The sequence below is a fragment of the Serratia sp. Je.1.23.a genome, assembly GCF_051129805.1.
GTDB lineage: Bacteria > Pseudomonadota > Gammaproteobacteria > Enterobacterales > Enterobacteriaceae > Serratia > Serratia liquefaciens.
Genome location: NZ_JBCPSR010000004.1, coordinates 173,959 through 198,647, shown reverse-complemented (window position 1 = coordinate 198,647; position 24,689 = coordinate 173,959). Strand labels below are relative to the sequence as shown.

General features: G+C 57.2%; 22 protein-coding genes. 17 read left to right on the top strand and 5 right to left on the bottom strand.

The features are described 5' to 3' along the window. The first annotated feature begins 2 nt into the window (after positions 1-2). From AAZT04_RS16480 to AAZT04_RS16430, 11 genes are all read left to right on the top strand, one after another. On the top strand, positions 3-1,103 hold the full coding sequence (locus tag AAZT04_RS16480) for an ABC transporter substrate-binding protein (RefSeq protein WP_115058079.1): 1,101 nt from the start codon (positions 3-5) through the stop codon (positions 1,101-1,103). Between the two features lie 12 nt (positions 1,104-1,115). Beyond that, positions 1,116-1,976 (top strand): SMP-30/gluconolactonase/LRE family protein, encoded by an 861-nt coding sequence (locus AAZT04_RS16475; protein WP_046372692.1) that lies wholly within the window; start codon positions 1,116-1,118, stop codon positions 1,974-1,976. A gap of 256 nt (positions 1,977-2,232) precedes the next feature. Further along, positions 2,233-3,231 carry a 3-dehydro-L-gulonate 2-dehydrogenase gene (gene yiaK / locus AAZT04_RS16470; RefSeq protein WP_046372691.1) on the top strand — a complete coding sequence of 333 codons (999 nt, stop codon included), beginning with the start codon at positions 2,233-2,235 and terminating at the stop codon, positions 3,229-3,231. A gap of 13 nt (positions 3,232-3,244) precedes the next feature. Further along, the gene (locus tag AAZT04_RS16465) at positions 3,245-3,715 is read left to right on the top strand and encodes a YhcH/YjgK/YiaL family protein (RefSeq protein ID WP_046372690.1); all 471 of its coding nucleotides are present in this window, start codon (positions 3,245-3,247) and stop codon (positions 3,713-3,715) included. Between the two features lie 119 nt (positions 3,716-3,834). Continuing rightward, positions 3,835-5,130, top strand: a complete 1,296-nt coding sequence (locus AAZT04_RS16460; protein WP_129941766.1) for an MFS transporter — start codon at positions 3,835-3,837, stop codon at positions 5,128-5,130. Further along, on the top strand, positions 5,130-6,608 hold the full coding sequence (locus tag AAZT04_RS16455; protein ID WP_129941767.1) for an FGGY-family carbohydrate kinase: 1,479 nt from the start codon (positions 5,130-5,132) through the stop codon (positions 6,606-6,608). The genes AAZT04_RS16460 and AAZT04_RS16455 overlap by 1 nt, the downstream gene beginning before the upstream one ends. 9 nt (positions 6,609-6,617) lie before the next feature. Further along, positions 6,618-7,274, top strand: coding sequence for a 3-keto-L-gulonate-6-phosphate decarboxylase UlaD (gene ulaD, locus AAZT04_RS16450; protein ID WP_129941768.1), 657 nt, complete (start codon positions 6,618-6,620; stop codon positions 7,272-7,274). A gap of 1 nt (position 7,275) precedes the next feature. Then, complete coding sequence (locus AAZT04_RS16445; protein ID WP_048760881.1) at positions 7,276-8,136, top strand: L-ribulose-5-phosphate 3-epimerase; 861 nt, start codon at positions 7,276-7,278, stop codon at positions 8,134-8,136. After that, positions 8,130-8,831, top strand: coding sequence for an L-ribulose-5-phosphate 4-epimerase (gene araD, locus AAZT04_RS16440; protein WP_020828517.1), 702 nt, complete (start codon positions 8,130-8,132; stop codon positions 8,829-8,831). Before AAZT04_RS16445 ends, araD begins: the two co-directional genes overlap by 7 nt. 175 nt (positions 8,832-9,006) lie before the next feature. Further along, the gene (locus tag AAZT04_RS16435) at positions 9,007-9,705 is read left to right on the top strand and encodes an RluA family pseudouridine synthase (RefSeq protein ID WP_048760883.1); all 699 of its coding nucleotides are present in this window, start codon (positions 9,007-9,009) and stop codon (positions 9,703-9,705) included. Positions 9,706-9,908: 203 nt separating this feature from the next. Next, positions 9,909-11,258 carry an MFS transporter gene (locus AAZT04_RS16430; RefSeq protein ID WP_129941769.1) on the top strand — a complete coding sequence of 450 codons (1,350 nt, stop codon included), beginning with the start codon at positions 9,909-9,911 and terminating at the stop codon, positions 11,256-11,258. 90 nt (positions 11,259-11,348) lie between these two features. Here AAZT04_RS16430 and mscS read toward each other — a convergent pair whose 3' ends face one another. Continuing rightward, a complete protein-coding gene (gene mscS, locus AAZT04_RS16425; RefSeq protein WP_020828520.1) occupies positions 11,349-12,218 on the bottom strand; it encodes a small-conductance mechanosensitive channel MscS in 870 nt (289 codons plus the stop codon). 205 nt (positions 12,219-12,423) lie between these two features. Here mscS and AAZT04_RS16420 point away from each other — a divergent pair, with 205 nt between their 5' ends. Beyond that, positions 12,424-13,092, top strand: coding sequence for a DUF1345 domain-containing protein (locus tag AAZT04_RS16420; RefSeq protein WP_020828521.1), 669 nt, complete (start codon positions 12,424-12,426; stop codon positions 13,090-13,092). A 56-nt stretch (positions 13,093-13,148) separates the two neighbouring features. On the opposite strand, the gene fbaA is transcribed toward AAZT04_RS16420, so the two are convergent. The 4 genes from fbaA to AAZT04_RS16400 all read right to left on the bottom strand — a co-directional run bounded on the left by fbaA (position 13,149) and on the right by AAZT04_RS16400 (position 17,880). Then, entirely contained in the window at positions 13,149-14,228 is a 1,080-nt protein-coding gene (gene fbaA, locus AAZT04_RS16415) for a class II fructose-bisphosphate aldolase (RefSeq protein WP_020828522.1), read from the bottom strand. Positions 14,229-14,345: 117 nt separating this feature from the next. Next, positions 14,346-15,509 (bottom strand): phosphoglycerate kinase, encoded by a 1,164-nt coding sequence (gene pgk / locus AAZT04_RS16410; protein ID WP_020828523.1) that lies wholly within the window; start codon positions 15,507-15,509, stop codon positions 14,346-14,348. A 71-nt stretch (positions 15,510-15,580) separates the two neighbouring features. Then, a complete protein-coding gene (epd, locus tag AAZT04_RS16405; protein WP_020828524.1) occupies positions 15,581-16,597 on the bottom strand; it encodes an erythrose-4-phosphate dehydrogenase in 1,017 nt (338 codons plus the stop codon). A gap of 323 nt (positions 16,598-16,920) precedes the next feature. Then, positions 16,921-17,880: a LysR substrate-binding domain-containing protein gene (locus AAZT04_RS16400; protein ID WP_162488645.1), complete on the bottom strand. Its 960-nt coding sequence runs from the start codon at positions 17,878-17,880 to the stop codon at positions 16,921-16,923. Positions 17,881-17,959: 79 nt separating this feature from the next. Here AAZT04_RS16400 and AAZT04_RS16395 point away from each other — a divergent pair, with 79 nt between their 5' ends. The 5 genes from AAZT04_RS16395 to AAZT04_RS16375 all read left to right on the top strand — a co-directional run bounded on the left by AAZT04_RS16395 (position 17,960) and on the right by AAZT04_RS16375 (position 24,684). Beyond that, positions 17,960-19,039 carry a tartrate dehydrogenase gene (locus AAZT04_RS16395; protein WP_234529584.1) on the top strand — a complete coding sequence of 360 codons (1,080 nt, stop codon included), beginning with the start codon at positions 17,960-17,962 and terminating at the stop codon, positions 19,037-19,039. 379 nt (positions 19,040-19,418) lie between these two features. Further along, entirely contained in the window at positions 19,419-21,017 is a 1,599-nt protein-coding gene (locus AAZT04_RS16390; protein WP_234529585.1) for a BCCT family transporter, read from the top strand. A 41-nt stretch (positions 21,018-21,058) separates the two neighbouring features. Continuing rightward, positions 21,059-22,183 (top strand): aromatic ring-hydroxylating oxygenase subunit alpha, encoded by a 1,125-nt coding sequence (locus AAZT04_RS16385; protein WP_020828528.1) that lies wholly within the window; start codon positions 21,059-21,061, stop codon positions 22,181-22,183. A gap of 44 nt (positions 22,184-22,227) precedes the next feature. Then, positions 22,228-23,676 (top strand): NAD-dependent succinate-semialdehyde dehydrogenase, encoded by a 1,449-nt coding sequence (locus AAZT04_RS16380; RefSeq protein WP_234529586.1) that lies wholly within the window; start codon positions 22,228-22,230, stop codon positions 23,674-23,676. Positions 23,677-23,718: 42 nt separating this feature from the next. Then, the gene (locus AAZT04_RS16375; protein WP_261136540.1) at positions 23,719-24,684 is read left to right on the top strand and encodes a PDR/VanB family oxidoreductase; all 966 of its coding nucleotides are present in this window, start codon (positions 23,719-23,721) and stop codon (positions 24,682-24,684) included. Positions 24,685-24,689 lie beyond the last annotated feature (5 nt).

Sequence of the window (24,689 nt, the reverse complement as noted above, 5' to 3'; positions counted from 1 at the left end):
AAATGAAACGTCTTTGGATATTACCGACTACCCTGCTGCTGGCCAGCGCTGCTTCATCCGCCTGGGCCGACGCCTATCTGGATCAGGCCACCGCAGCGGTCGCCAAGGCGACTGCCAGCGTGACTCAGTGGGACGGCCCCACCAGCGGGCCACAGCTGCAAGCCAACAAGAAAATCATCTTTATCGCTTCGGACATGAAAAACGGCGGTGTGCAAGGGGTGCAGGAAGGGCTGAGCGAAGCGGCGAAAGCCGCGGGCTGGAAGCTGGAAACCCTCGACGGCGGTGGCTCGGTGAAAGATCAGCTGGCCTCGCTCAATCAGGCCATTGCCCAAAAGCCGGACGGCATAGTGATCGGCGGCTGGAACCCTAACGTCGCCAAGATCCCGCTGAAAAAGGCCATTCAACAAGGCATAGTGCTGACGGCCTGGCACGCGGTGCCGGAGCCGGGGCCAATCGCCAAGTACAGCGTGTTCTATAACGTCACCTCTGACTCTAACGAAGTGGCGCGCATTGCCGCCCAATATGCCGTGGTGCAGTCCGGCGGCAAAGCCAGCGTGCTGATCTTCACCGATTCGCTGTACCAAATCGCGCTGGACAAAGCCAACGTGATGAAAGAGGAGATCGGCAAATGCAGCGGCTGCAAGGTGGTTGAGTTTATCGATACCCCGCTGGCGGACACCGCCAACCGCATGCCCGCCATGACCTTCAGCCTGCTGCAGAAATACGGCGATCAATTCCAGTACGCACTGGCGATCAACGATTTGTATTTTGACTTTATGGCACCGGCACTGAAAACCGCCGGTAAGGGCGGTACCCATGCGCCATACAGCATTTCCGCCGGCGACGGCTCGATTTCGGCCTATCAGCGCATTCGTTCCGGCGGCAGCCAGTCAGCCACGGTACCGGAGCCGCTTAAACTGCACGGCTGGCAACTGCTGGATGAGTTCAACCGTGCCTTCGCCAAACAGCCACCTTCCGGCTACGTGACCCCGGCGCACCTGGTGACCCGCGACAACATCACCGCCGACGGCGGCGCCAGTAACCTGTATGACCCGCAAAATGATTATCAGGGCCATTACAAAGCCATTTGGGGCGTGAAGTAAGCGGAGGTCAGCATGAACGAAATGATGGCGGGCCCGCCGCTAGAACGCCTGTGCTCACCGGCCATTTGGGCCGAGGGGCCGGTGTGGCTGCCCGCACAAAACGCGGTGGTGTTCAGCGATGTGAAAGGCAATCGCATGTTCCGCTGGTCGCGACAGGGGGAACTGAGCCTGTGGCGCTCCCCGTCGCATTATGCCAACGGCAACGCACGGGATGCCGAAGGCCGCGTGGTCAGCTGCGAGCACGGACGACGCGGCATCAGCCGAACCGAAAACAACGGTGAGGTGCAAATGCTGGTCGATCGCGTTGACGGCAAGCGTTTCAACTCACCCAACGATCTGGCGGTGCGTTCCGACGGCACCCTTTGGTTTACCGATCCGCCCTACGGCATTATCGGTGACGAAGAAGGTTACAAGTCGGAAAGCCAGATCGTTGGCTGTTACCTTTACTGCTTCGATCCCCGCGACGGTTCGCTGAACATCGCGGCCAGCGATCTCCAGCGCCCTAACGGCCTGGCGTTCTCGCCGGATGAGTCTCTGTTGTACGTGGCGGATATGTCGATCGTCGATTTCCCAACCCTGGGCCGCAGAGAGCTGCGGGTGTATCAGGTTAACGGACGTGAACTGAACGCCGGACGCCGTTTTGCCACCGTGGCCCCCGGCTTCCCGGACGGCTTTTGTGTCGATGCGTTAGGAAACATTTTTTGCAGCTGCGCCGACGGCATACTGATCTTCGACAGTCAGGGAACACAGCTCGGTAAGATCGAAGTGCCAGAGCGGGTCTCCAACTGCACGTTTGGCGGACCAGACGGCAATGAGTTGTACATCACCGCCACCACTTCGCTGTACCGCAAGATACTGAATACGCGAGGGTAATTAGTCATAAAGGCCAAAGCAGAGCGGGCAGTTACCGCTCTGCTTTGCCACGCCTAAAACACCGCAACGACCAAAAACGTGTCTGCGATCACAAAACCACCAAGTTAATTTAACCTTTTGTTTTATATAAATAACTTTCTCTTCCCTCGCTTTGACTTCACCTGGCCGCAGGTATAGCATTTATTTGAAATGCAATTTCGTATATTGAAATTAAAAGAACACAAAACAAACAAAAATGCCGTAGCGGAGAACCAGCATGAGAGTGAGTTACACCGATCTGAAACAGGAATTCAAACGCGTGCTGCTGTCGCGGGGCGTGGCGGAAGCCACCGCTGATGACTGTGCGGGCATGTTCGCCGACACCTCTGCCAACGGCGTTTACTCCCACGGCGTTAACCGTTTCCCACGCTTTATTCAGCAGTTGGACGCCGGCGATATCGTGCCGGACGCCGAACCCAGCAAGCTGTTGTCACTCGGAGCCATTGAACAATGGGACGCGCATCAGGGTATCGGCAATCTCACGGCGCGCCGGATGATGGATCGCGCCATGCAGTTGGCCGACAGCCACGGCATAGGTCTGGTGGCCCTGCGCAATGCCAACCACTGGATGCGCGGCGGTGGTTTCGGTTGGCAGGCGGCGGAGAAAGGTTATATCGGTATCTGCTGGACCAACTCGATTGCCGTTATGCCACCCTGGGGCGCCAAGGAGTGCCGGATCGGCACCAACCCGCTGATCGTCGCGGTGCCGGGCAACCCCATCACCATGGTGGATATGTCGATGTCGATGTTCTCCTATGGTGCTTTGGAGCTAAATCGGCTGGCGGGCAAAACGCTGCCGGTGGACGGCGGTTTCGACAACGACGGACAATTGACGCGCGATCCTGCCACCATTGAAGAGAACCGCCGCATTTTGCCTATGGGCTACTGGAAAGGATCCGCGCTGTCGATCGTGCTCGATATGATTGCCACCCTGCTGTCTGGCGGATCCTCAGTGGCGGAAGTGACCGAAGACAACCGCGAAGAGTATGGCGTGTCGCAGGTCTTCATCGCCATTGAGATCGAACGCTTGATCGACGGCGCCACCCGCGATGCCAAACTGCAGCGCATCATGGACTACATCACCAGCGCAGAACGCGACAACCCGGAGATAGCCATTCGCCTGCCGGGCCATAAATTCCCACGTATTCACGCGGAAAACATGCGTGACGGCATTCCCGTGGATGAGCGCGTCTGGGCGCGCATTCAGGCGCTTTAACAGGAGAGTCACCATGATATTCGGCCATATTGCCCATACTTCGCCGGAACAGTACCCGGCGCCGGTGGCCAAAGCCATCGCCTATCTGCAAAGCACCGATTTCAGCGCCCTGCCCGCCGGTCGGTATCAGGATCCTGCCACCGGCTACGTGGTACAGGTGCTGGATCTGCAGACCCACCAGCCGAGCGATCTGCAACCGGAGGTACACCGGGAAAACGTCGACGTGCAGTTTCTGGTCAGCGGCACCGAATTGATCGGTGTGGCGGCAGATCGCGGTAATAACCCGATCCACCAGGATTTGCTGGCGCAGCGCGACATTCTTTTTTATCAGGACGTCGCCGATGAATCCTGGTTAACCCTGCAGCCCGGAAATTTTGCGGTATTTTTCCCGCAGGATGTGCATCGCCCGGCCTGTATTAACCAACAACCCGGCGATATTCGCAAAGTGGTGGTGAAAATACCGCTGGCATTATTTAGCGCTTAATTAGCAGCAAACGAAAACCTGCAAAAAACACCGGTCCTCAGGCCGGTGCGGGCACCCTTGTGCCCAACGCAAACCAAAACAATAAAGCCCGACCCTACAAAATAGCGAAAGGTGTATAGATGAATACAGCCTCTGTTTCCGTTAGCCGCAGCCAGGTCATTCCCAAATTACGCTGGTTGAGAATAGTGCCGCCTATTCTTATTACCTGCATCATCTCCTACATGGACCGGGTGAATATTGCCTTCGCCATGCCCGGCGGCATGGACGATGAACTCGGCATCACCGCTTCCATGGCCGGCCTGGCCGGCGGCATCTTCTTTATCGGCTATCTGTTTTTGCAGGTGCCGGGTGGCAAGCTGGCGGTGTACGGCAACGGCAAGAAATTCATCGGCTGGTCACTGCTGGCCTGGGCGGTGATCTCGGTACTGACCGGGCTGGTCAGCAATCAATATCAGCTGTTATTCCTGCGTTTCGCGCTAGGCGTCTCCGAGGGCGGCATGCTGCCGGTGGTGCTGACCATGATCAGCAACTGGTTCCCGGACAAGGAGCGCGGGCGCGCCAACGCCATCGTAATTATGTTCGTGCCCATTGCCGGTATTCTCACCGCACCGCTGTCCGGTTGGATCATCACCGCCTGGGACTGGCGCATGCTGTTCCTGGTGGAAGGCGCGCTGTCGCTGGTGGTGATGGTGCTGTGGTATTTCACCATCAGCAACCGCCCGCAGGAGGCCAAGTGGATTTCACAGGCTGAAAAAGACTACCTGATCAAAACGTTGCATGACGAACAGCTGCTGATCAAAGGCAAAACGGTGCGTAACGCCTCGCTGCGCCGGGTGCTGGGCGACAAGATCATGTGGCAGTTGATCATGGTGAACTTCTTCTATCAAACCGGGATCTACGGCTACACCCTGTGGCTGCCGACCATCCTCAAGGGGCTGACCAACGGCAACATGGAGCAGGTCGGCATGCTGGCCATCCTGCCCTATATCGGCGCCATCTTCGGCATGCTGATCATCTCCACCCTGTCCGATCGTACCGGCAAACGCAAAGTGTTCGTCGCATTGCCGCTGGCCTGCTTCGCCATCTGTATGGCGCTGTCAGTGCTGTTAAAAGATCACATCTGGTGGTCTTACGCAGCGCTGGTTGGCTGCGGCGTCTTTATCCAGGCCGCCGCCGGGGTGTTTTGGACCATTCCTCCCAAACTGTTTAACGCCGAAGTGGCCGGCGGGGCACGCGGCGTGATCAACGCACTGGGCAACCTGGGCGGCTTCTGCGGCCCGTACATGGTCGGCGTTTTGATCAGCCTGTTCAGCAAGGATGTCGGCGTTTACAGCCTGGCGGTATCGCTGGCCATCGCTTCGGTACTGGCACTGATGTTGCCGAATAAATGCGACCAGAAAGCGGGGGTCGAATAATGGAATATTGGTTGGGGTTGGACTGCGGCGGCACCTTTATCAAAGCCGGGCTGTATGACCGCCGAGGTAGCGAGCTGGATATTGCCCGCCGCAATCTTGAGATTATCGCGCCACAGCCCGGCTGGGCGGAACGGGATATGCACGCGCTGTGGAGCACCGCCGCCGAGGTGATCCGGGAAGTCTTGGCCCGCAACGAGATTGTCGCCGGCGATATTCAGGCAATCGGCATCTCGGCACAGGGCAAGGGCGCGTTTTTATTGGATAAACGCGGCCTGCCGCTGGGCAACGCCATGCTGTCTTCCGATCAGCGCGCATTGACACTGGTGCAGGAGTGGCAAAAACAGGGCGTGCCGCAGGCGCTCTACCCGCAGACCCGACAAACGCTGTGGACCGGCCATCCGGTGTCATTGCTGCGCTGGGTCAGGCAACACCAGCCGGAACGCTATCGCCAAATTGGCAGCGTTTTGATGGCGCACGATTATCTGCGCCACTGCCTGACCGGCGAGCTGGCCTGCGAAGAGACCAATATCTCCGAATCCAATCTTTATCAGATGGCCGACGGCCGCTATGACCCGGCGCTGGCGCAGTTGCTGGGGATTGGCGACATCATGCCCGCGCTGTCACCTATCGTCGGTTCCGCTGAAATCACCGGTCGCGTCAACGCTACTGCTGCCGCCGCGACCGGGCTGCTGCCGGGAACGCCGGTGGTTGGCGGGCTGTTTGACGTGGTGTCCACCGCACTGTGCGCCGGGCTGCAGGACGAAACCCGACTCAATGCGGTGATGGGTACCTGGTCGGTCACCAGCGGCATCACCGACCGCATTACCGCAGGGTTCGATCATCCCTTTGTTTATGGCCGTCATGCCGAAGCCGGCAAATACATCGTGCATGAAGCCAGCCCCACCTCCGCTGCCAACCTGGAGTGGTTCTGCCGACAATGGGGCCTGCAAGACTACGCCCAACTCAATGACTGGGTAGCGGCGTTGCCCAAGGCCGACAGCAGCCTGCTGTTCGCACCCTTCCTGTATGGCTCCAACGCCGGGTTGGGCCTGAGCGCCAGCTTCCACGGCCTGCAGGCTTTCCACCAGCGCGAGCACCTGGTGCAGGCGATTTACGAGGGCGTGGTGTTCTGCCATATGACCCATCTCAACCGCATGCGGCAACGTTTCCCTGAGGCCACCGCGCTGCGCGTCACCGGTGGCCCAGCCAAGTCAGTGCCCTGGATGCAGATGTTTGCCGACGTCAGCGGCCTGCCGGTCGAACTGCCGCAGGTGGAAGAAACCGGCTGCCTGGGCGCCGCGATGGCGGCGATGGTCGGCAGCGGCGCATTCAGCGACTTCACCGCTGCCCAACGCGAGCTGGCGCCACGTATTGAGCGGGTGTTGCCGGATGCTTCAGCAAGCGCGGCCTACGGCAAAAAACACCAACGTTATCAGGCGCTGATTGCCGCGCTGCAAACGCTGCAATCCGCACAGTAAGGAGGCTTTATGAGCAATAAACCGCGCCTGCAGCTGGCGCTCGATCACACCCGGTTAGATGCCGCTCTGCAGACGGCAGAACGCCTGCGGCCCCACGTCGACATCATCGAGGCCGGCACCATCTTATGCATCAGCGCCGGTATTCAGGCGGTGAGCGCACTGCGCGAGCGCTGCCCGCAACATACGCTGGTGGCCGACCTGAAAGTGGCCGATGCCGGTGGCACGCTGGCGCAGCAGGCCTTCGGCCACGGTGCCAACTGGATGACCGTCATTTGCGCCGCCCCGTTGGCCACCATGGCCAGTGCGCTGGAAGTGGCGCAACGACACCAGGGCGAGATTCAAATTGAGCTGTTCGGCCGCTGGACGTTGGAGGATGCCCAACAGTGGCGCGACCTCGGTATCCGCCAGGCGATATACCACCGTGGCCGCGACGCGCAGGCCAGCGGGCAAACCTGGAGCCATGAAGATTTGGATCTGATGAAGGCCTTGTCTGATCTGGGCATTGAATTGTCGGTGACCGGCGGTATCACGCCGACCGATTTGCCGCTGTTTAAAGACATCGCCGTGACCGCTTTTATCGTCGGCAGAGCGCTGGCGGAGGCTGCCGATCCGCTGGCCGCTGCCGGTCAGTTCCGCTCGGCCATTGATGACATCTGGAGAAGTTGATATGCGTCAGCACCCCTTGGGAATTTATGAAAAAGCCTTGCCGAAGCACCTGACCTGGCCCGAGCGGCTGGCGCTGGCCAAGGCCTGCGGTTTTGATTTTGTCGAAATGTCGGTGGATGAAAGCGACGAGCGGCTGGCACGTCTGAGCTGGAGCAAGGAGCAGCGGTTGTCGTTAGTCAGCGCCATGCTGGAAACCGGCATCAGCATCCCGTCGATGTGCCTGTCCGGTCATCGCCGCTTTCCCTTCGGCAGCCATGACGATGCGCTGCGTCAGCGTGCCTTCGAGATGATGGAACAGGCGATTCAACTGGCGAAGGACGTCGGCATCCGCACCATTCAGCTCGCCGGGTATGACGTCTATTACGAGCCGCAGGACGAAAGCACCCTTGCCCGCTTCACCGAGGGTATGCAGTGGGCAGTCGAGCGCGCCGCCGCAGCGCAGGTGATGCTGGCGGTAGAGATCATGGACACCGCCTTTATGAACTCCATCAGCAAATGGAAAGCCTGGGACGCCTGCCTGGCCTCCCCCTGGTTCACGGTCTATCCGGACGTCGGCAATCTGAGCGCCTGGGGCAATGACGTGGCGCAGGAGTTGGCGCTGGGCATTGACCGCATCGCCGCCATCCATTTGAAAGACACTTACCCGGTTACCGATAGCTCGCCGGGACAGTTCCGCGACGTGCCGTTTGGCGAAGGCTGCGTCGATTTTGTCGCCGTATTCCGCACCCTGAAACAGCTTAACTACCGTGGTTCTTTCCTGATTGAAATGTGGACCGAAAAAGCCGAAGAGCCGGTGGCCGAGATTGTGCAGGCCCGCCGGTGGATCGAACAGAAAATGCAACAAGGGGGTATGACATGCTAACGCTGCCGCAGCTTAAACAACAGGTGCTGGAAGCCAACCTAGACCTGCCGCGCCATAACCTGGTGACCTTCACCTGGGGTAACGTCAGCGCCGTGGATCGCGAACGCGGGCTGGTGGTGATCAAACCTTCCGGCGTGGAGTATGAACACATGACCGCGGAGGACATGGTGGTGGTCGATCTCGCCAACGGGCACACCGTCGAGGGCACCAAAAAGCCCTCCTCTGACACCGCTACCCATCTGGCGCTGTACCGTGAATTCGCCGATATCGGCGGTATCGTTCATACCCATTCGCGCCACGCTACCATCTGGGCGCAGGCAGGATTGGATATCCCCGCCTGGGGCACCACCCACGCCGATTACTTCTACGGTGCCATTCCCTGTACCCGCCTGATGACCGAAGACGAAATTGAGCATGAATACGAGCTGGAAACCGGCAAGGTCATTATCGATACCTTCCGCCGTCGCGGCATCAACCCGAACGCCATTCCGGCAGTATTGGTCAATTCACACGGGCCGTTCGCCTGGGGCAAGGACGCGCACAGCGCGGTGCATAACGCCGTGGTGCTGGAAGAAATTGCCTACATGGGGATTTTCTCACGTCAGCTGACGCCGGGCATTCACAGCATGCAACCGGCACTGCTGGATAAACATTACCTGCGCAAACACGGCAAAAATGCCTACTACGGGCAATAAGCCGGTAACGCCTTTCAGTAACCCCTTTGGAAGCCAGGCGCCGTTCGGCGTCTGGTGAAAACCTCTCTGCCGGGTTAGCCGTTCCCCCTCCTTTGGCAAGGGGGCGGGCGGGGACAACTGACTGGCGGCCAAAAATTCGTTATTATCCGCTCCCACTTTCCCGCCGGGCAGCCTGATGTCTAAGATTATCGATACCTTTATTGCCCCGCCGTGCCATGACCAGATAGAGACGCTGTATCAGGACGAAAGTCTGGTGCTTATCAATAAACCCGCCGGGCTGCTAAGCCTCTCGGGGAAAAACCCGCAAAACCTCGATTCGGTACATCATCGGCTGGTGCAGCTATTTCCTGGCTGTACGCTGGTCCACCGCCTTGATTTCGGCACTTCCGGGCTGATGGTGATAGCGCGTAATAAAGCGATCAATGCCGCCCTTTGCCAACAGTTCAGTCAGCGTACCGTCACCAAGGTGTACAGCGCATTGCTCTGCGGGCACCTGAACGACGACGAAGGGGTGATAGATGCGGCAATTGCCAAAGATCCGGCGCTGTTCCCGCTGATGTCGATTTGCTCAATCCACGGCAAGCCCGCTCGCTCACGCTATCGGGTCGTTGAACGCACTTATCGCGAGTTGACAGACGGGACGTTACTGCCGTTGACGCGGGTACAGTTAATCCCGGAGACCGGGCGCACCCATCAGCTGCGTATCCACTGCCAGCAGTTGGGCCATCCTATTTTGGGCTGTGACCTGTATGGCGGCCGTCTGCTGCCAGGCACCGAAGGGACGCCGCGATTGATGCTGCACGCCAGCGAACTGCATTTCGTTCATCCTGTCAGCGCAGAGAAGATCAAAGCCCACCATGCTTGCCCGTTCTGAGAACAGAGTATTTAGGCCGTTTTGTCTGAAACAGAACGGCTCATCTCAGCGCATCGCTGCAAGCCGCTGGCTCTGGTGTATACTCAGACTTTCTGCACCATGCCAGCCACAGCGGCTTTGGTTCAGGCCCGTTTCAGCAAGAGCCTGACGCCTGCACAGCCCTCCAGCCAGCTCCACACAAGCCTAATTAAAGTGGAACCCCCATGAGCCAAAACACCGCTCGTATCAGCGAGATCATCGACAACGCGAAAATCTCGCCCTATCAAATCCTGATCCTTACCCTGTGTTTCCTGATCGTCCTGCTGGACGGTTTTGACACTGCCATCATCGGCTATATCGCCCCGGCGTTACGCGAAGAGTGGCAACTGCTGCCTGCCCAGCTATCGCCGACGTTTGGCGCGGGATTGTTCGGCCTGCTGCTCGGCAGCCTGATCTTCGGCCCGGTTGCCGATGCCATAGGGCGCAAGCGCGTGCTGCTCGCCTCCATACTGATCTTTGGCGGAGGCACTCTTGCCTCGGCCTATACCAGCTCAATCGAGTCGTTGACCCTGCTGCGTTTAATCACCGGTATCGGTTTGGGCGGGGCGATGCCCACCTGCATCACCCTGAGCTCGGAATACTCGCCGGCACGTCGGCGGATGATCATGGTCACCCTCAGTTGGAGCGGCTTCACCGCCGGTCTGGCGCTGGGCGGCATCCTTGCCGGGCAGGTTATTCCGGCCTTCGGCTGGCGTGGTTTGCTGATGCTCGGTGGCATCGCGCCATTGTTGCTATTGCCGTTGCTGGCCTGGCAGATGCCCGAGTCAGCGCGCTTTATGACTGCCAGCCCGAAACATGCCGATAGCCTGCGCCAGGTGGTCGAGCGTATCACCGGCAAAAGTTGGGCCGGCGTGACGATTATCGATGATGAACGCCCCGCACTGGCCAGATCGCCAATCTCCCACCTGTTTATCGAAGGTCGCGCAGTGCGCACTTTGCTGCTGTGGGTGGCATTCTTCTGCTCGTTGTTTGTGTTTTATCTGCTCACCAGTTGGCTGCCGAGCATTCTCAAGGATACCGGTTACGATATCGTCCACGCTTCGCGCATCGGGGCGATGGTGCCGCTGGGCGGAACCCTCGGTGCCATCCTTATGGCGCTGCTGATGGACCGCGTCGGCCCCTACCGGGTATTGGCCCTGTCGTACCTGGGTGCCGCACTGGTGATTGGCGCTACCGGTTATCTGATGGGGGACGCCTATACGCTGGCGGTCACCGTATTCCTCATCGGTTTCGGCGTGGCCGGTGCGCAGAACGGCCTGAATCTGGTCTCCGCTACCCTTTATCCTACCGCCGCTCGCGTCACCGGAGTCAGCTGGGCGATGGCGAGCGGTCGCTTCGGCTCGATAGTCGGTTCAATGCTTGGCGCCTGGATGATTGTCGCGGCAGGGACGTCGGAGATGTTCTTCATCTGGCTGGCGCTGCCGGTACTGGTGGGCTCTGCCGCTATTTTCCTGCTCTACCGGCTCAGCATGAACCGGCGCGCCCCTGTGCCAGACTCCGCGTTATCAAACTGATAAAACGAAAAAGCCGAGGCGACATCCGCAGGATGCAGCCTCGGCCGGCAATAAAAAAAGGGGCCGTGGCCCCTTTTCTCTTGTTCTGCTTTATTCCGCTTTCGCGGTAGCCGCTTCTTCAGTGCGGTACAGATGAACATCCATCTGCGGGAACGGAATGCCGATATTGTTGGCATCCAGCGCGCGCTTGAAGTTCTCCATCAGATCGAAGTATACGTTCCAGTATTCCGCATTGGTGGTCCAGGAACGGGTGACAAAGTTCAGGGAAGATGGCGCCATCTCGTTCAAGCGTACGGTTACGCCTTTGGCGTGCATGATGCGCTTGTCGGCAGCGATCACATCACCCAACACTTTTTTCACCACGTCGATATCGGCGTTATAAGCCACGCCAACCACGATGTCTACGCGGCGGTTTGGCTCGCGGGAATAGTTGATGATGTTGCCGGCGATGATTTTGCCGTTCGGCACCACGATGGTTTTGTTGTCTGCGGTACGCAGCGTGGTGGAGAAAATCTGCACCTGGTCGACGGTACCGGCTACGCCGCCCAGATCGACATATTCACCGGCACGCAGTGGACGGAAGGCCACCAGCAGCACGCCTGCAGCGAAGTTGGACAGTGAGCCCTGCAGCGCCAGGCCGACGGCCAAACCTGCGGCACCCAACACGGCGATCACCGAGGTGGTCTGAACGCCAACGCGCCCCAGCACGGCGATAAAGGTGAAGGCCAGAATGCCGTAACGCGCCATGGCAGACAGGAAGTCGGCAACCGTGGCGTCAATACCACGCAGCTTCATCACCCGGCTTAATGCATTGCTGACTACGCGTGCAATGATCGAACCGATGATGAAAATAACGATCGCCGCGACGATGTTCACCGCGTACTGAATCAATAAGTCCTGGTTCTGCACCAGCCAGTTACCGGCACCATTAATGCCATCTACTACATTCAGATCTTTCATTCGTGTCGTCCTAACTTGTCCCTAAGGGGATAAACTCGCAAAAAAACTGACATCAGCCGTCAGTCGGAAACCACCGCCTTAGGTTAACCAACATTTCCACCGCATGCCAACCGTAAGCGTCAAAAATAGCCGAAACAGCCGCCACGCTTCTTCTATGCTGAACACAGCGCTATCGCCTTTATAACGATAAGGAACTTCATCGGTTATGCACATTCCATCGTCAATCAAACACTACTGGCAGGTTCGGCCAAGGCTGCTGCTGTCCGTCGGTGCGGGCATTTTGTGCTACCTGCTGCTGCCCGCCACGCTTTCTGAGCTGCAGCGACTGATGCTCGGCTGGAACGTTTTGGCCTGGTGCTATCTGCTGTTTCTCTGGCGACTGATGCTGATCAGCACGCCAAAGCACATCCGCCAACTGGCACGGGCACAGGATGAGAGCGCCAGTATGGTGCTGGCACTGGTCAGCATCGGCTGTCTGGTGAGCATTTTATCCATTCTGTTTGAGCTGAGCACCGCCAAACAGGTCAGCGATTCGCTGAAGACGCTGCATCTGGCGCTGACCGGCGCGACGCTGGTGGTGTCCTGGTTACTGCTGCCCACGGCATTTACCATGCACTATGCCCATCAGTTTTATCGTCAGGGTGCACAGCAGGATCCGCTGCCGCTGTTGTTTCCCGGCGACCTTAAGGAGCCTACCTATTGGGACTTTGCCTATTTCTCGTTCACCATCGCGGTGGCTTCGCAAACTGCCGACGTGGCCGTCGGTGCGGCCGAGGTGCGCAAAGTCGCTCTACTGCAATCGGTGATTTCCTTTGTTTTCAATCTGGTGATCCTGGGGCTGTCGATTAACGTCGGCGCCAGTCTGTTGGGCTAGCAACAAAAAAGGCTCCCCGAAGGGAGCCTTTCAATATGGCTAACAGCTGACCGAGATTACAGAACGTCTACTGCGTTCAGATCTTTGAAAGCCTGTTCCAGACGAGTAATCATGGAAGTCTGGGCTGAACGCAGCCATACGCGTGGATCGTAGTATTTCTTGTTCGGCTGGTCGGCGCCTTTCGGGTTGCCCAACTGGCCCTGCAGGTAAGCTTCGTTCGCTTTGTAGTACTGCAGGATACCGTCCCAGGTTGCCCATTGGGTGTCGGTATCGATGTTCATTTTGATCACGCCGTAACCTACGGATTCTTTGATCTCTGCGTCGGTAGAACCGGAACCGCCGTGGAACACGAAGTTCAGGCTGTTGTGCGGCAGATTGAATTTCTTGGACACGTAGTCCTGAGAATCACGCAGGATGGTCGGAGTCAGTTTAACGTTGCCTGGCTTGTATACGCCGTGCACGTTACCGAAGGACGCTGCGATGGTGAAGCGTGGGCTGATGGCGTTCAGTTTTTCGTACGCGTAAGCCACGTCTTCCGGTTGGGTGTACAGAGCGGATGCGTCCATATGGCTGTTGTCCACGCCATCTTCTTCACCGCCGGTGCAGCCCAGTTCGATTTCCAGGGTCATACCGATCTTCGCCATGCGAGTCAGGTATTTGCTGCAAATTTCGATGTTTTCTTCCAGGGACTCTTCAGACAGGTCGATCATGTGAGAAGAGAACAGTGGCTTACCGGTAGCCGCGAAGTGTTTCTCGCCAGCGTCCAGCAGGCCGTCCAGCCATGGCAGCAGTTTCTTCGCACAGTGGTCGGTGTGCAGAATAACCGGCACGCCGTAATGCTCAGCCATCTGGTGAACATGATGTGCACCAGAGATAGCGCCCAGAATTGCTGCACCCTGAGGAACGTCAGTCTTCACGCCTTTACCGGCGATGAACGCGGCACCGCCGTTAGAGAACTGTACGATAACCGGAGCACGCACCTTCGCTGCTGTTTCCAGCACGGCGTTGATGGAGTCGGTACCTACGCAGTTCACTGCTGGCAGAGCAAAGTTGTTCTCTTTAGCTACTGCGAATACTTTCTGAACGTCATCACCAGTGATGACACCCGGTTTTACGAAATCAAAAATTTTAGACATGTTACTTTGTCCTGTTTCGTCGGCCGTAGATGGATGTAAATCGATTTTTTCATGCCGCGCCGCATTATGCCGCGCGGTATAAAACAAACGGGCGGCTTTCGCCTCCCGTTGTCTGAATTACTGCTTAGCGCGCTCTTCCAGCATCACGACCGCCGGTAACGCTTTACCTTCCACGAATTCCAGGAAGGCGCCGCCGCCGGTTGAGATGTAGGAAATCTTGTCAGCAATGCCGAACAGGTCGATTGCTGCCAGGGTGTCGCCGCCGCCTGCGATAGAGAAGGCTTCGCTGTCTGCGATAGCGCGAGCGACAATTTCGGTGCCCTTACGGAAGTTAGGGAACTCGAATACGCCAACCGGGCCATTCCACAGAATGGTTTTGGCGTTCTTCAGGATAACGGCCAGACGCTCGGCTGAGACGTCGCCCATATCCAGAATTTGCTCGTTGTCCTGAATTTCGTTCGCCTGCTTCACGGTCGCAACCGCAGTTTCAGAGAACTCGGTCGCCACGCGCACGTCGGTCGGAACCGGAATGTCGCAGGTTTCCAGCAGTTTCTTGGCGTTGTCGATCAGATCAGGTTCGTACAGAGACTGGCCCACGTTGTTGCCCTGCGCCGCCACGAAGGTGTTGGCGATGCCGCCACCGACGATCAGCTGATCGGCGATTTTGGACAGGGAATCCAGTACGGTCAGTTTGGTGGAAACTTTAGAACCACCCACGATGGCAACCATCGGACGGGCAGGGTTGCCCAGCGCTTTACCCAGCGCTTCCAGCTCTGCGGACAGCAGCGGGCCGGCACAGGCAACAGGCGCGAACTTGCCCACGCCATGGGTGGAAGCCTGTGCACGGTGTGCGGTGCCGAAGGCGTCCATCACATATACGTCACACAGTGCCGCATATTTCTTGGACAGGGTTTCGTCGTCTTTTTTCTCGCCCTTGTTGAAACGGACGTTTTCCAGCACGACCAGCTCGCCTTCTGCAACATCAACGCCATCCAGGTAGTCTTTAGCCAGACGTACCGGGTTTTTCAGGTGTTCTTTCAGATAGTTGACAACAGGCAGCAGGGAGAATTCTTCGTTGTACTCGCCTTCGGTAGGACGACCCAGGTGGGAAGTTACCATCACGCGGGCGCCTTGTTTCAGCGCAGCTTCAATAGTCGGCAGGGAGGCACGGATACGTGCATCGGAAGTCACTTTACCGTCTTTCACTGGAACGTTCAGATCGGAGCGGATCAGAACGCGTTTACCTGCCAGATCCAGATCGGACATGTTAATTACAGACATGGTGAACCCTCTTGGTTGATTCTCTATAAAGTTGCCTGAGCGGCGCACCGGCCAGTGCCGATGCCGCCGTACTAGAAACCGCTTGCGGCCATTGCCCGTGTTGTATCCAACATCCGGTTGGCAAAGCCCCATTCATTATCACACCAGACCAAGGTCTTGATCAGGTGTTGTCCGCTGACCCGAGTCTGCGTACCGTCGACGATAGCGCTGTGCGGGTCATGGTTAAAATCGATCGAGACTAATGGTAGTTCCGTATAGTCAACTATACCACGAAAAGATCCCCGTGCGGCCATTTGCAACAGCTGGTTGACCTCTGCCACTTTCACCGCCGAACTGACGCTGACGCTGAGATCGATGGCCGTCACGTTGATGGTCGGCACACGTACGGAAATCGCTTCAAAACGATCGCAAAACTGCGGAAAAACGCGGGTAATACCGGCGGCCAGCTTGGTGTCGACCGGAATAATCGACTGGCTCGCCGCGCGGGTGCGCCGCAAATCCTGGTGATAGGCGTCTATCACTGGCTGATCGTTCATTGAGGAGTGAATGGTGGTCACCGTGCCCGACTCGATGCTGTAGGCATCGTCCAGCAGTTTGATCACCGGAATAATGCAGTTGGTGGTGCATGACGCATTGGACACGATGCGGTGTTCCGCCAGCAGCGTCTGATGGTTGACGCCAAACACGATGGTGGCGTCCAGATCGTTGCCGCCGGGGTGAGCGAACAACACTTTTTTCGCTCCCGCCGCCAGATGGGCCTCGCCATCCGCCCGACTGCCGTACACGCCGCTGCAGTCCAGCACCACGTCAACGCCCAGCTCGCCCCAGGGAAGCTGTTCCACCGCCGGCTGATGCAGCAAACGAATGGTATCGTCCCCGACGGTCAACATGTCGCATTCCTGGCGAACATCCCAGGCAAAACGGCCATGGCTGGAGTCGTATTTCAGCAGGTGGGCCATCCCCTCGGCGTTCGCCAATTCGTTGATCGCCACCACGGAAATTTCCGCTCTTCGTCCCGATTCATACAGTGCGCGTAAAACGCTGCGGCCTATGCGGCCAAAGCCGTTTATCGCTATGCGGATTGTCATGCTGCTCCTGAAAAAGGGCCTTCTCACACCGGGCATGCTCACCCTATCTGAGAGAGCGCTGATAGGTTATCAAGCTCACTCGCATAGAGTACTTTAGCGCACCGCCTGCTGTGAATCGCCACGTCGCATTATTCCTTCCATCAGCCGCGTGTTCATCACCTTCACTCCGGCGTTTCAGTTGAATCCTGATGCAACTGAAACGCTTCAGCTGAGCATAAACCAAAGTTTTGCCAAAAGGAACAGATGCGACAGCTCGCCTGACAACTGATCGACACTTTGCGGGAATAAAATGATCTGGCGCACACTTTTGCCTCCTCCTTGCCCTAGCGACGCGCCAGGTATTCCGACAACAACGAGGCTTCGCCATAGTGTTGGCGGAAATAATCGCGCAAAAATTCGACGGTCACCCGCACTTTGGCCGAGGTCGCCAGGCGTGAAACGTACACCGCCCAAATATCTGCCGGCTGGTAGTAGTCCGGCAGGATATGCACCAACCAGCCATTTTCAATACTCTCCCGTACGTCCCAAAAGGAACGCAGCGCCACACCCTGTCCGTCCAGGCACCATTGATGCACAATTTCACCGTTGTTGGATGACAGCCCGCCGGTCACCTTCACCGCCTCCTCCCCTTGTGGCCCCTGCAGTCGCCACAGGCCAAAAGGATGGTCACGCTCTTTAATTGCCAGACATGCGCGTCCGGAAAGCTCGCTCAAGGTTTTCGGTGTGCCATAACGCTGCAGGTATTCCGGAGACGCGCACAAAATGCGTTGGTTCTGCGCCAGCTTGCGGGCAATCAGATTGGGGGCAATGTCATCACCGATGCGGATATCCAGGTCAAAACCTTCGCTGACCAAATCCACCAGCCGATCGGAAACGTCCAGTCGCAGTTCAAGCGCCGGGTATTCCAGCGCCAGCGCCGACAGTGCAGGACCGACAAAACGCCGACCGAAGCCGAAACTGCTGACAATACGCAACGTACCTTGCGGTGCCTGACGGGCGTCGGAAAGCTCATCCATCATTTGATCGACGTCGTTCAGAATGCGTTGTGCCCACTCGTAAATGCGCTCGCCATCTTCGGTGATCGCCACCCGGCGCGTAGTGCGGTGCAGCAACGACACGTCCAGCGCCTTTTCCAACAGCGCAATACGTTTGCTGATGAATGCCGGTGAAACGCCCAGCTCGTCGGCGGCGGCGGCAAAACCGGCGCGGCGCGCCACCAACACAAACACCCGCAGGTCACTCAGGATAGGTAGATTATTCATGATTCGTGTTTTATGTTTCACCGTTTCCAGCATTGATTAACAGTTAGTCAATTATAGGATGGAAGGGATGTCAATCGCCCCTCTTCACAAGTGAGATCCTATGAGCAAAAGCTATAAAATCGCCGCCATACCGGGAGACGGTATTGGCCAGGAAGTGATGCCGGAAGGCATTCGGGTGTTGCAAGCTGCTGCCGCGCGTTGGGATTTGTCCCTGGAGTTTGAAACCTTCGAATGGGCCAGCTGCGATTATTACCTGCAGCACGGCCAGATGATGCCGGACGATTGGTTCGAGCAACTACAAGGCTTCGACGCCGTCTATTTTGGTGCCGTCGGCTGGCCGGACAAGGTGCCGGACCATATCTCGCTGTGGGGCTCATTGCTAAAATTCCGTCGCGATTTCGATCAGTACGTCAACCTGCGTCCGGTGCGCTTGTTCCCCGGCGTGCCCTGCCCGCTGGCAAATAAGAACCCGGGGGATATCGATTTTTACGTGGTGCGTGAAAATACCGAAGGGGAGTACTCGTCGCTCGGCGGCCGAATGTTTGAAGGCACAGAACGCGAAATGGTGATCCAGGAGTCGGTGTTCACCCGCCACGGCGTCGACCGCATATTGAAATACGCCTTTGAACTGGCGCAACAACGCCCGCGCAAGACGCTCACCGCCGCCACAAAATCCAACGGAATGGCGATCAGCATGCCGTATTGGGATGAACGCGTAGCCGCCATGGCGCAGCAGTATCCGGACATTAGCTGGGACAAACAGCATATCGATATTCTGTGCGCGCGCTTCGTGCTGCAACCCGAACGTTTCGACGTGGTGGTGGCCTCCAACCTGTTCGGTGACATCCTGTCCGATCTTGGCCCGGCCTGCGCCGGCACTATCGGTATCGCGCCTTCGGCCAACCTTAACCCCGAGCGCAATTTCCCTTCACTGTTCGAGCCGGTGCACGGTTCCGCACCGGATATTTTCGGCAAAAACATCGCCAACCCTGTCGCCATGATCTGGGCCGGCGCCATGATGCTGGACTTCCTCGGTAAGGATGAACCACGCTATCGCCAGGCGCACGACGGTATTCTCGCCGCCATCGAACAGGTTATCGCCTGCGGGCCACGCACCCCGGACATGCACGGTGACGCCACCACCCAACAGGTCGGTCAGGCGATCGCCGCCCTGCTTTAACCTAAACATTCACACCATAAATGACTATGCAGAGCGATATATATCGCTCTGCATAGTCACGTGCTAATTTTGTATTCCTCCATAAATTCTCATCGTAATTCGCTGAAAAGCCCCCGAAAAGCCACACTAATTCTCCGGTCAAGATCACAACAAATTATTTACATACCGTGTTTTATCCCTTCACAGATACCTCAATTGTGGCAGTTGGGTAATTTGTGCACACTCTCAAATGTTAATGAAGGGTAAAAACTCATGGCATCTAGCGTGTCGAGATACCTGCCCTACGTGGTCTAACAAACGGCTTAACGCCAATCAATAAGGCCGATAAGCGTGCTGATTGCACGCAACGGCCAACCACAAATAACAGGAGTTCACTCCCATGCAGAGCACGCCTAAAAAGGATGTCATGCTCATCGCGATCAGTCTGTGCAGCATCACGCTGATCGCTATCTGCCTGATGCTATTTCCAGCACAATCCGCACTGGTAGCCACCACCATTTTTAACGCGGTCACCCGCCTGTTCGGTTCGACCATTCAGGTGCTGGTACTGATGGCACTGCTGGTGGTGCTTTATCTGGCCTTAAGCAAATATGGCAATATCCGCCTTGGTGAAGGCAAGCCGCAGTACTCCACTCTAGCCTGGGTGTTTATGTTCATCTGCGCTGGGCTGGGTTCCTCAACCCTGTACTGGGGCGTAATGGAATGGGCCTATTACTATCAAACGCCCGGGCTGAATATCGCACCACGCACGCCAAAAGCATTGGAATACAGCATCAGCTACTCGTTCTTCCACTGGGGGCTGAGCGCTTGGGCAACCTATGCCTTGGCCTCACTGATCATGGCCTATCACTTTCATGTCCGTAAAAATAAAGGCTTGAGCCTGTCCGGCATTATCTCGGCCATCACAGGTGCACGCGCCGACGGCCCTATAGGGCGAGCGGTAGATCTTATTTTCCTGGTTGCTACCGTGGGTGCATTGACTATTTCACTGGTGTTAACCGCCTCCACCTTCACCCGCGGGCTGACGGCATTAACCGGTATTCCAGACACCTTCGCAGTACAGGCCACAGTGATCCTATTGGCCGCAGTAATTTTCTGCCTCAGCTCGTACATTGGTATCGACGGCGGCATGCAGCGACTGAGTAAAATGGTCGGCTGGGGGGCGTTTATCTTCGCCGCACTGGTACTGTTGGTCGGACCGACCGAATTCACCATTAATAACACCGTTAACGCTATCGGTCTGACGGCGCAGAATTTCCTGCAGATGAGTCTGTTTACCGACCCCATGGGAGACGGCAGCTTTAGCCGCAGTTGGACAGTGTTCTACTGGCTGTGGTGGATTTCCTATACGCCTGGCGTGGCCATGTTTGTGACCCGGGTTTCTCGCGGGCGCAAGATCAAAGAGGTGATTTGGGCCCTGCTGCTCGGCAGCACCCTCGGTTGCTGGTTCTTCTTCGGTTCGCTGGAAAGCTTCGCCATGCATCAATTCATCAGCGGGCAGTTGAACGTACCGGAGATCCTCAACGCTCGGGGCGGAGAAACGGCGGTGCAAATGCTGCTGATGTCTCTACCACTCGGCAAACTGTTCCTGGCGGGCTACCTGTTTATCATGATTATTTTTCTGGCGTCGCATATGGATGCCGTCGCCTACACCATGGCGGCCACCAGCACCCGGAATCTGCAAGAGGGGCAGGATCCCAGCCCGATGCTGCGCCTGTTCTGGTGTGTGGTGATCACGCTGATCCCGCTGTCGATTCTGTTCACCGGTGCCTCGCTCGACACCATGAAAACCACCGTTGTCCTAACCGCCTTACCGTTTCTGTTGGTGCTATTGGTCAAAACTTACGGGTTCGCCCGCTGGCTGAAACAGGACTACGCCGCGATACCGGCGCACCTGATCGACGTCAGCCGGCCGACGTTGAGCACACCGTCAGAACCTCCGGCCGTTAACCCGTTAAACAACACAACCGTCGTCTGAAACACTCCCGTGGAATAAAAATAAAGAAGAGGAAGGTTATTATGAGCACAGTAATCCCCGCATTGACGTTACCCAAAGACTTCTGCGCCGATGCCCGCGAGGCGTATACCATTCCGGCTCAGTTTTATACTCACCCGGCCGCATTCGATCATGAAAAAGAACGGGTGTTCGCCAACAGCTGGATCTGCGTGGCGCACGGCAGTGAAGTGGCGCAGCCGAATGAATACATCACCCGCGAGATCATCGGCGAAAATATCCTGGTGGTACGCGGTCGCGACAAGGTGTTGCGCGCCTTTTACAACGTTTGCCCACACCGTGGGCATCAATTGTTGTCCGGCGACGGCAAGGCCAAAAACGTCATTACCTGCCCGTACCACGCCTGGGCGTTCAAGCTCGACGGCGAACTGGCCCATGCGCGCAACTGCGAGAACGTGCATAACTTCAATAAAGACATCGCCCATCTGACGCCGGTACGGGTAGAGGAATACGGCGGATTTATTTTTATCAATATGAACCCGCAGGCCGGCAGCGTAGAAGATCAACTGCCCGGCCTGGCAGCCAAGGTGCGCGAGGCCTGCCCGGCGGTAGACGACCTGAAGCTGGCAGCACGTTTCACCACCCTCACCCCGGCCAACTGGAAGAACATCGTCGACAACTATCTCGAGTGTTATCACTGTGCCCCGGCGCACCCCGGTTTCGCCGATTCGGTGCAGGTCGATCGCTACTGGCACACCCTGCACGGTAACTGGACGATGCAGTTTGGCTACGCGCGCCCTTCCGAGCAGTCATTCAAATTCGAAGAAGGCAAAGACGCCAGCTTCCACGGCATCTGGCTATGGCCATGCACCATGTTCAACATCCCGCCGCTGGAAGGCATGATGACGGTGATTTATGAGTTCCCGGTCGATGCGGAAACCACCCTGCAACACTATGACATTTATTTCACCAACGAGGAGCTGACCGCCGAACAACAGAAGTTGATCGAATGGTATCGCGACGTGTTTCGCCCAGAGGATCTGCGGCTGGTGGAAAGTGTACAGAAAGGGCTGAAGTCACGTGGCTATCGCGGGCAAGGACGCATCATGGTTGACGGTGCGGGCAGTGGCGTTAGCGAACATGGTATCGCGCACTTCCACAACCTGCTGGCGCAGGTCTTCCAACCTTAAATGTACAGGGGCCCCTCGGCCCCGTTAACCCATGAGGTCATCCGGTGAATATTTCCGATCAATCACTGTTCCGCCAGCAGGCGTTTATTAACGGCCAATGGTGCGATGCATCCAATCACGAAATCTTGCCGGTCAGCGATCCGGCGACCGGCCAACTTATAGGCCAGGTGCCGAACATGGCACAACCCGAAGCACAACACGCCATAGCCTGCGCACAGCAAGCGCTGGCAGGCTGGCGTAGTCTGCCAGCCCAACAACGGGCACTGCATCTGCGCCGCTGGTTCGAATTGATGCTGGAGCACCAGCAGGATCTGGCGTCACTAATGACGCAGGAACAAGGTAAACCGCTGGCAGAATCGTTGGGCGAAATCCGCTATGCCGCTTCGTTTGTCGAGTGGTTCGCCGAACAGGCAAAGCGCACCAACGGCGATATCATTCCTTCACCCAGTGCTGACAAACGCCTGATGGTGATCAAACAAGGCATCGGCGTTTGTGCCGCCATTACGCCGTGGAACTTCCCAGCGGCAATGATCACCCGAAAAGCGGCACCGGCACTGGCGGCCGGCTGCACGCTGATCGTTAAGCCCGCCAATGAAACGCCTTATTCGGCGCTGGCAATGGCGGAGCTGGCTAACCGTGCGGGCATTCCCGCTGGGGTTTTCAACGTGATCACCGGCAATTCACAGATCATCGGTGCCGAGCTGACCAGCAATCCGCTGGTCCGTAAGCTGAGCTTTACCGGTTCCACCCCGGTTGGTCGCGTGTTGATGCGCCAAAGCGCCGACACCATCAAAAAGGTCTCTCTGGAACTGGGTGGCAATGCGCCCTTTATCGTGTTCAAGGATGCGGATATCGACGCTGCCGTTGAGGGTGCATTAGTCGCCAAATACCGTAACGCGGGGCAAACCTGTGTTTGCGCTAACCGTTTCTATATCCACCGTGACGTTTACCCGCAGTTCACAGAAAAATTTGTCGCTCGGGTAGCGGCGCTGAAAGTGGGTAACGGCTTCGATCACGATGTGCAAATAGGTCCGTTAATCAACCGTAAAGCACGAGACAAGGTCATGGAACTGCTGAACGATGCACAAAACAAAGGGGCCATCCTACTCACCGGCGGTCATCCGCACCCGCTGGGCGGCAATTTCTTCACGCCGACGGTACTGGGGGACGTTCAAGCCGGCTCACTCTTGCTGGAAGAAGAGATTTTCGGCCCGGTCGCACCGCTGGTGGTCTTTGACGATGAAGCCGAAGTGCTGCAACGCGCAAATGACACGATCTATGGGCTGGCGGCCTATTTCTACACGCGCGATGCTGCGCGCATCTGGCGGGTTTCGGAGCAGTTGGAATACGGCATGGTAGGCATCAACACGGGCCTGATATCCAACGAGGTGGCACCGTTCGGTGGCGTCAAACAGTCCGGTCTGGGGCGTGAAGGCTCCACCTATGGCATAGACGATTATCTGGAACTGAAATATCTGTGCCAGGCGGTATAACCTGTTATGCGCGGGCGCAGCCCGTGCTCTGGAGTGAATAACATGTCCAGTTATCGGATGTTTGATGTCCGCGTGATCGAAATCGAAACCATTACCGCGCAGGTAAAGCGTTTTACTCTGGCGGACCCAATGCAGCGGCCGTTGCCGGCCTTCAGTGGCGGCAGCCATATCATCGTGCAGATGCAACAGGGGGAACAGCGCTACAGTAATGCCTACTCCCTGCTAAGCTCTCCTTTCGACTTACAGCACTATCAGATCGCCGTACGGAGCGAGTCGCCCTCGAAAGGCGGATCCAACTTTATGCATAACAACCTGCAGGTAGGCGATACGCTGACCATAAGTACGCCGAACAATCTGTTTGCATTGGCACCGACGGCGGAACAACACCTGCTGATTGCCGGCGGCATCGGCATTACGCCGTTTATGGCACAACTGCATGAACTGCACCAGCGCGGTCAACGTTACCGGCTGCACTATTGTTTCCATAGCGAAGAACAGAATGCTTTTCAGGCACAGCTGCTGACTTCCCCCTTTGCTGAACATGTCCACTGCCATGTTTCCACCCAGGGTAGCCGTTTAGATTTGGCACGCCTGCTGGCAGACATCGAACCTGCAACCCATATTTACGTGTGTGGCCCACCGGCGTTGAACGATGCGGTATTGCAGGCGGCTTCCGCGCACGGGATTGAGAAGGCACGTCTGCACCGCGAGGCCTTTGCCGTCACTGACAGCCAAGGGAAAGCCTTTACGCTGGTGTTGGCTCGCTCAGGGATTGAGCTGGAAGTGGCACCAGAGATGACCATTCTGCAGGTGCTGGAAAACAGCAAGGCAGCGAAAGTGGAATGCCTATGCCGGGAAGGTATTTGCGGCACCTGTGAAACGCGAATTATTGAAGGGGAAGCTGACCACCGCGATCAGTATCTGAGCGAGGAGGAACGAGAAGCGCAGCAGAGCCTATTGATATGCTGCTCAAGGGCCAAGGGGCAACGGCTGGTACTGGATTTGTAGTTCAA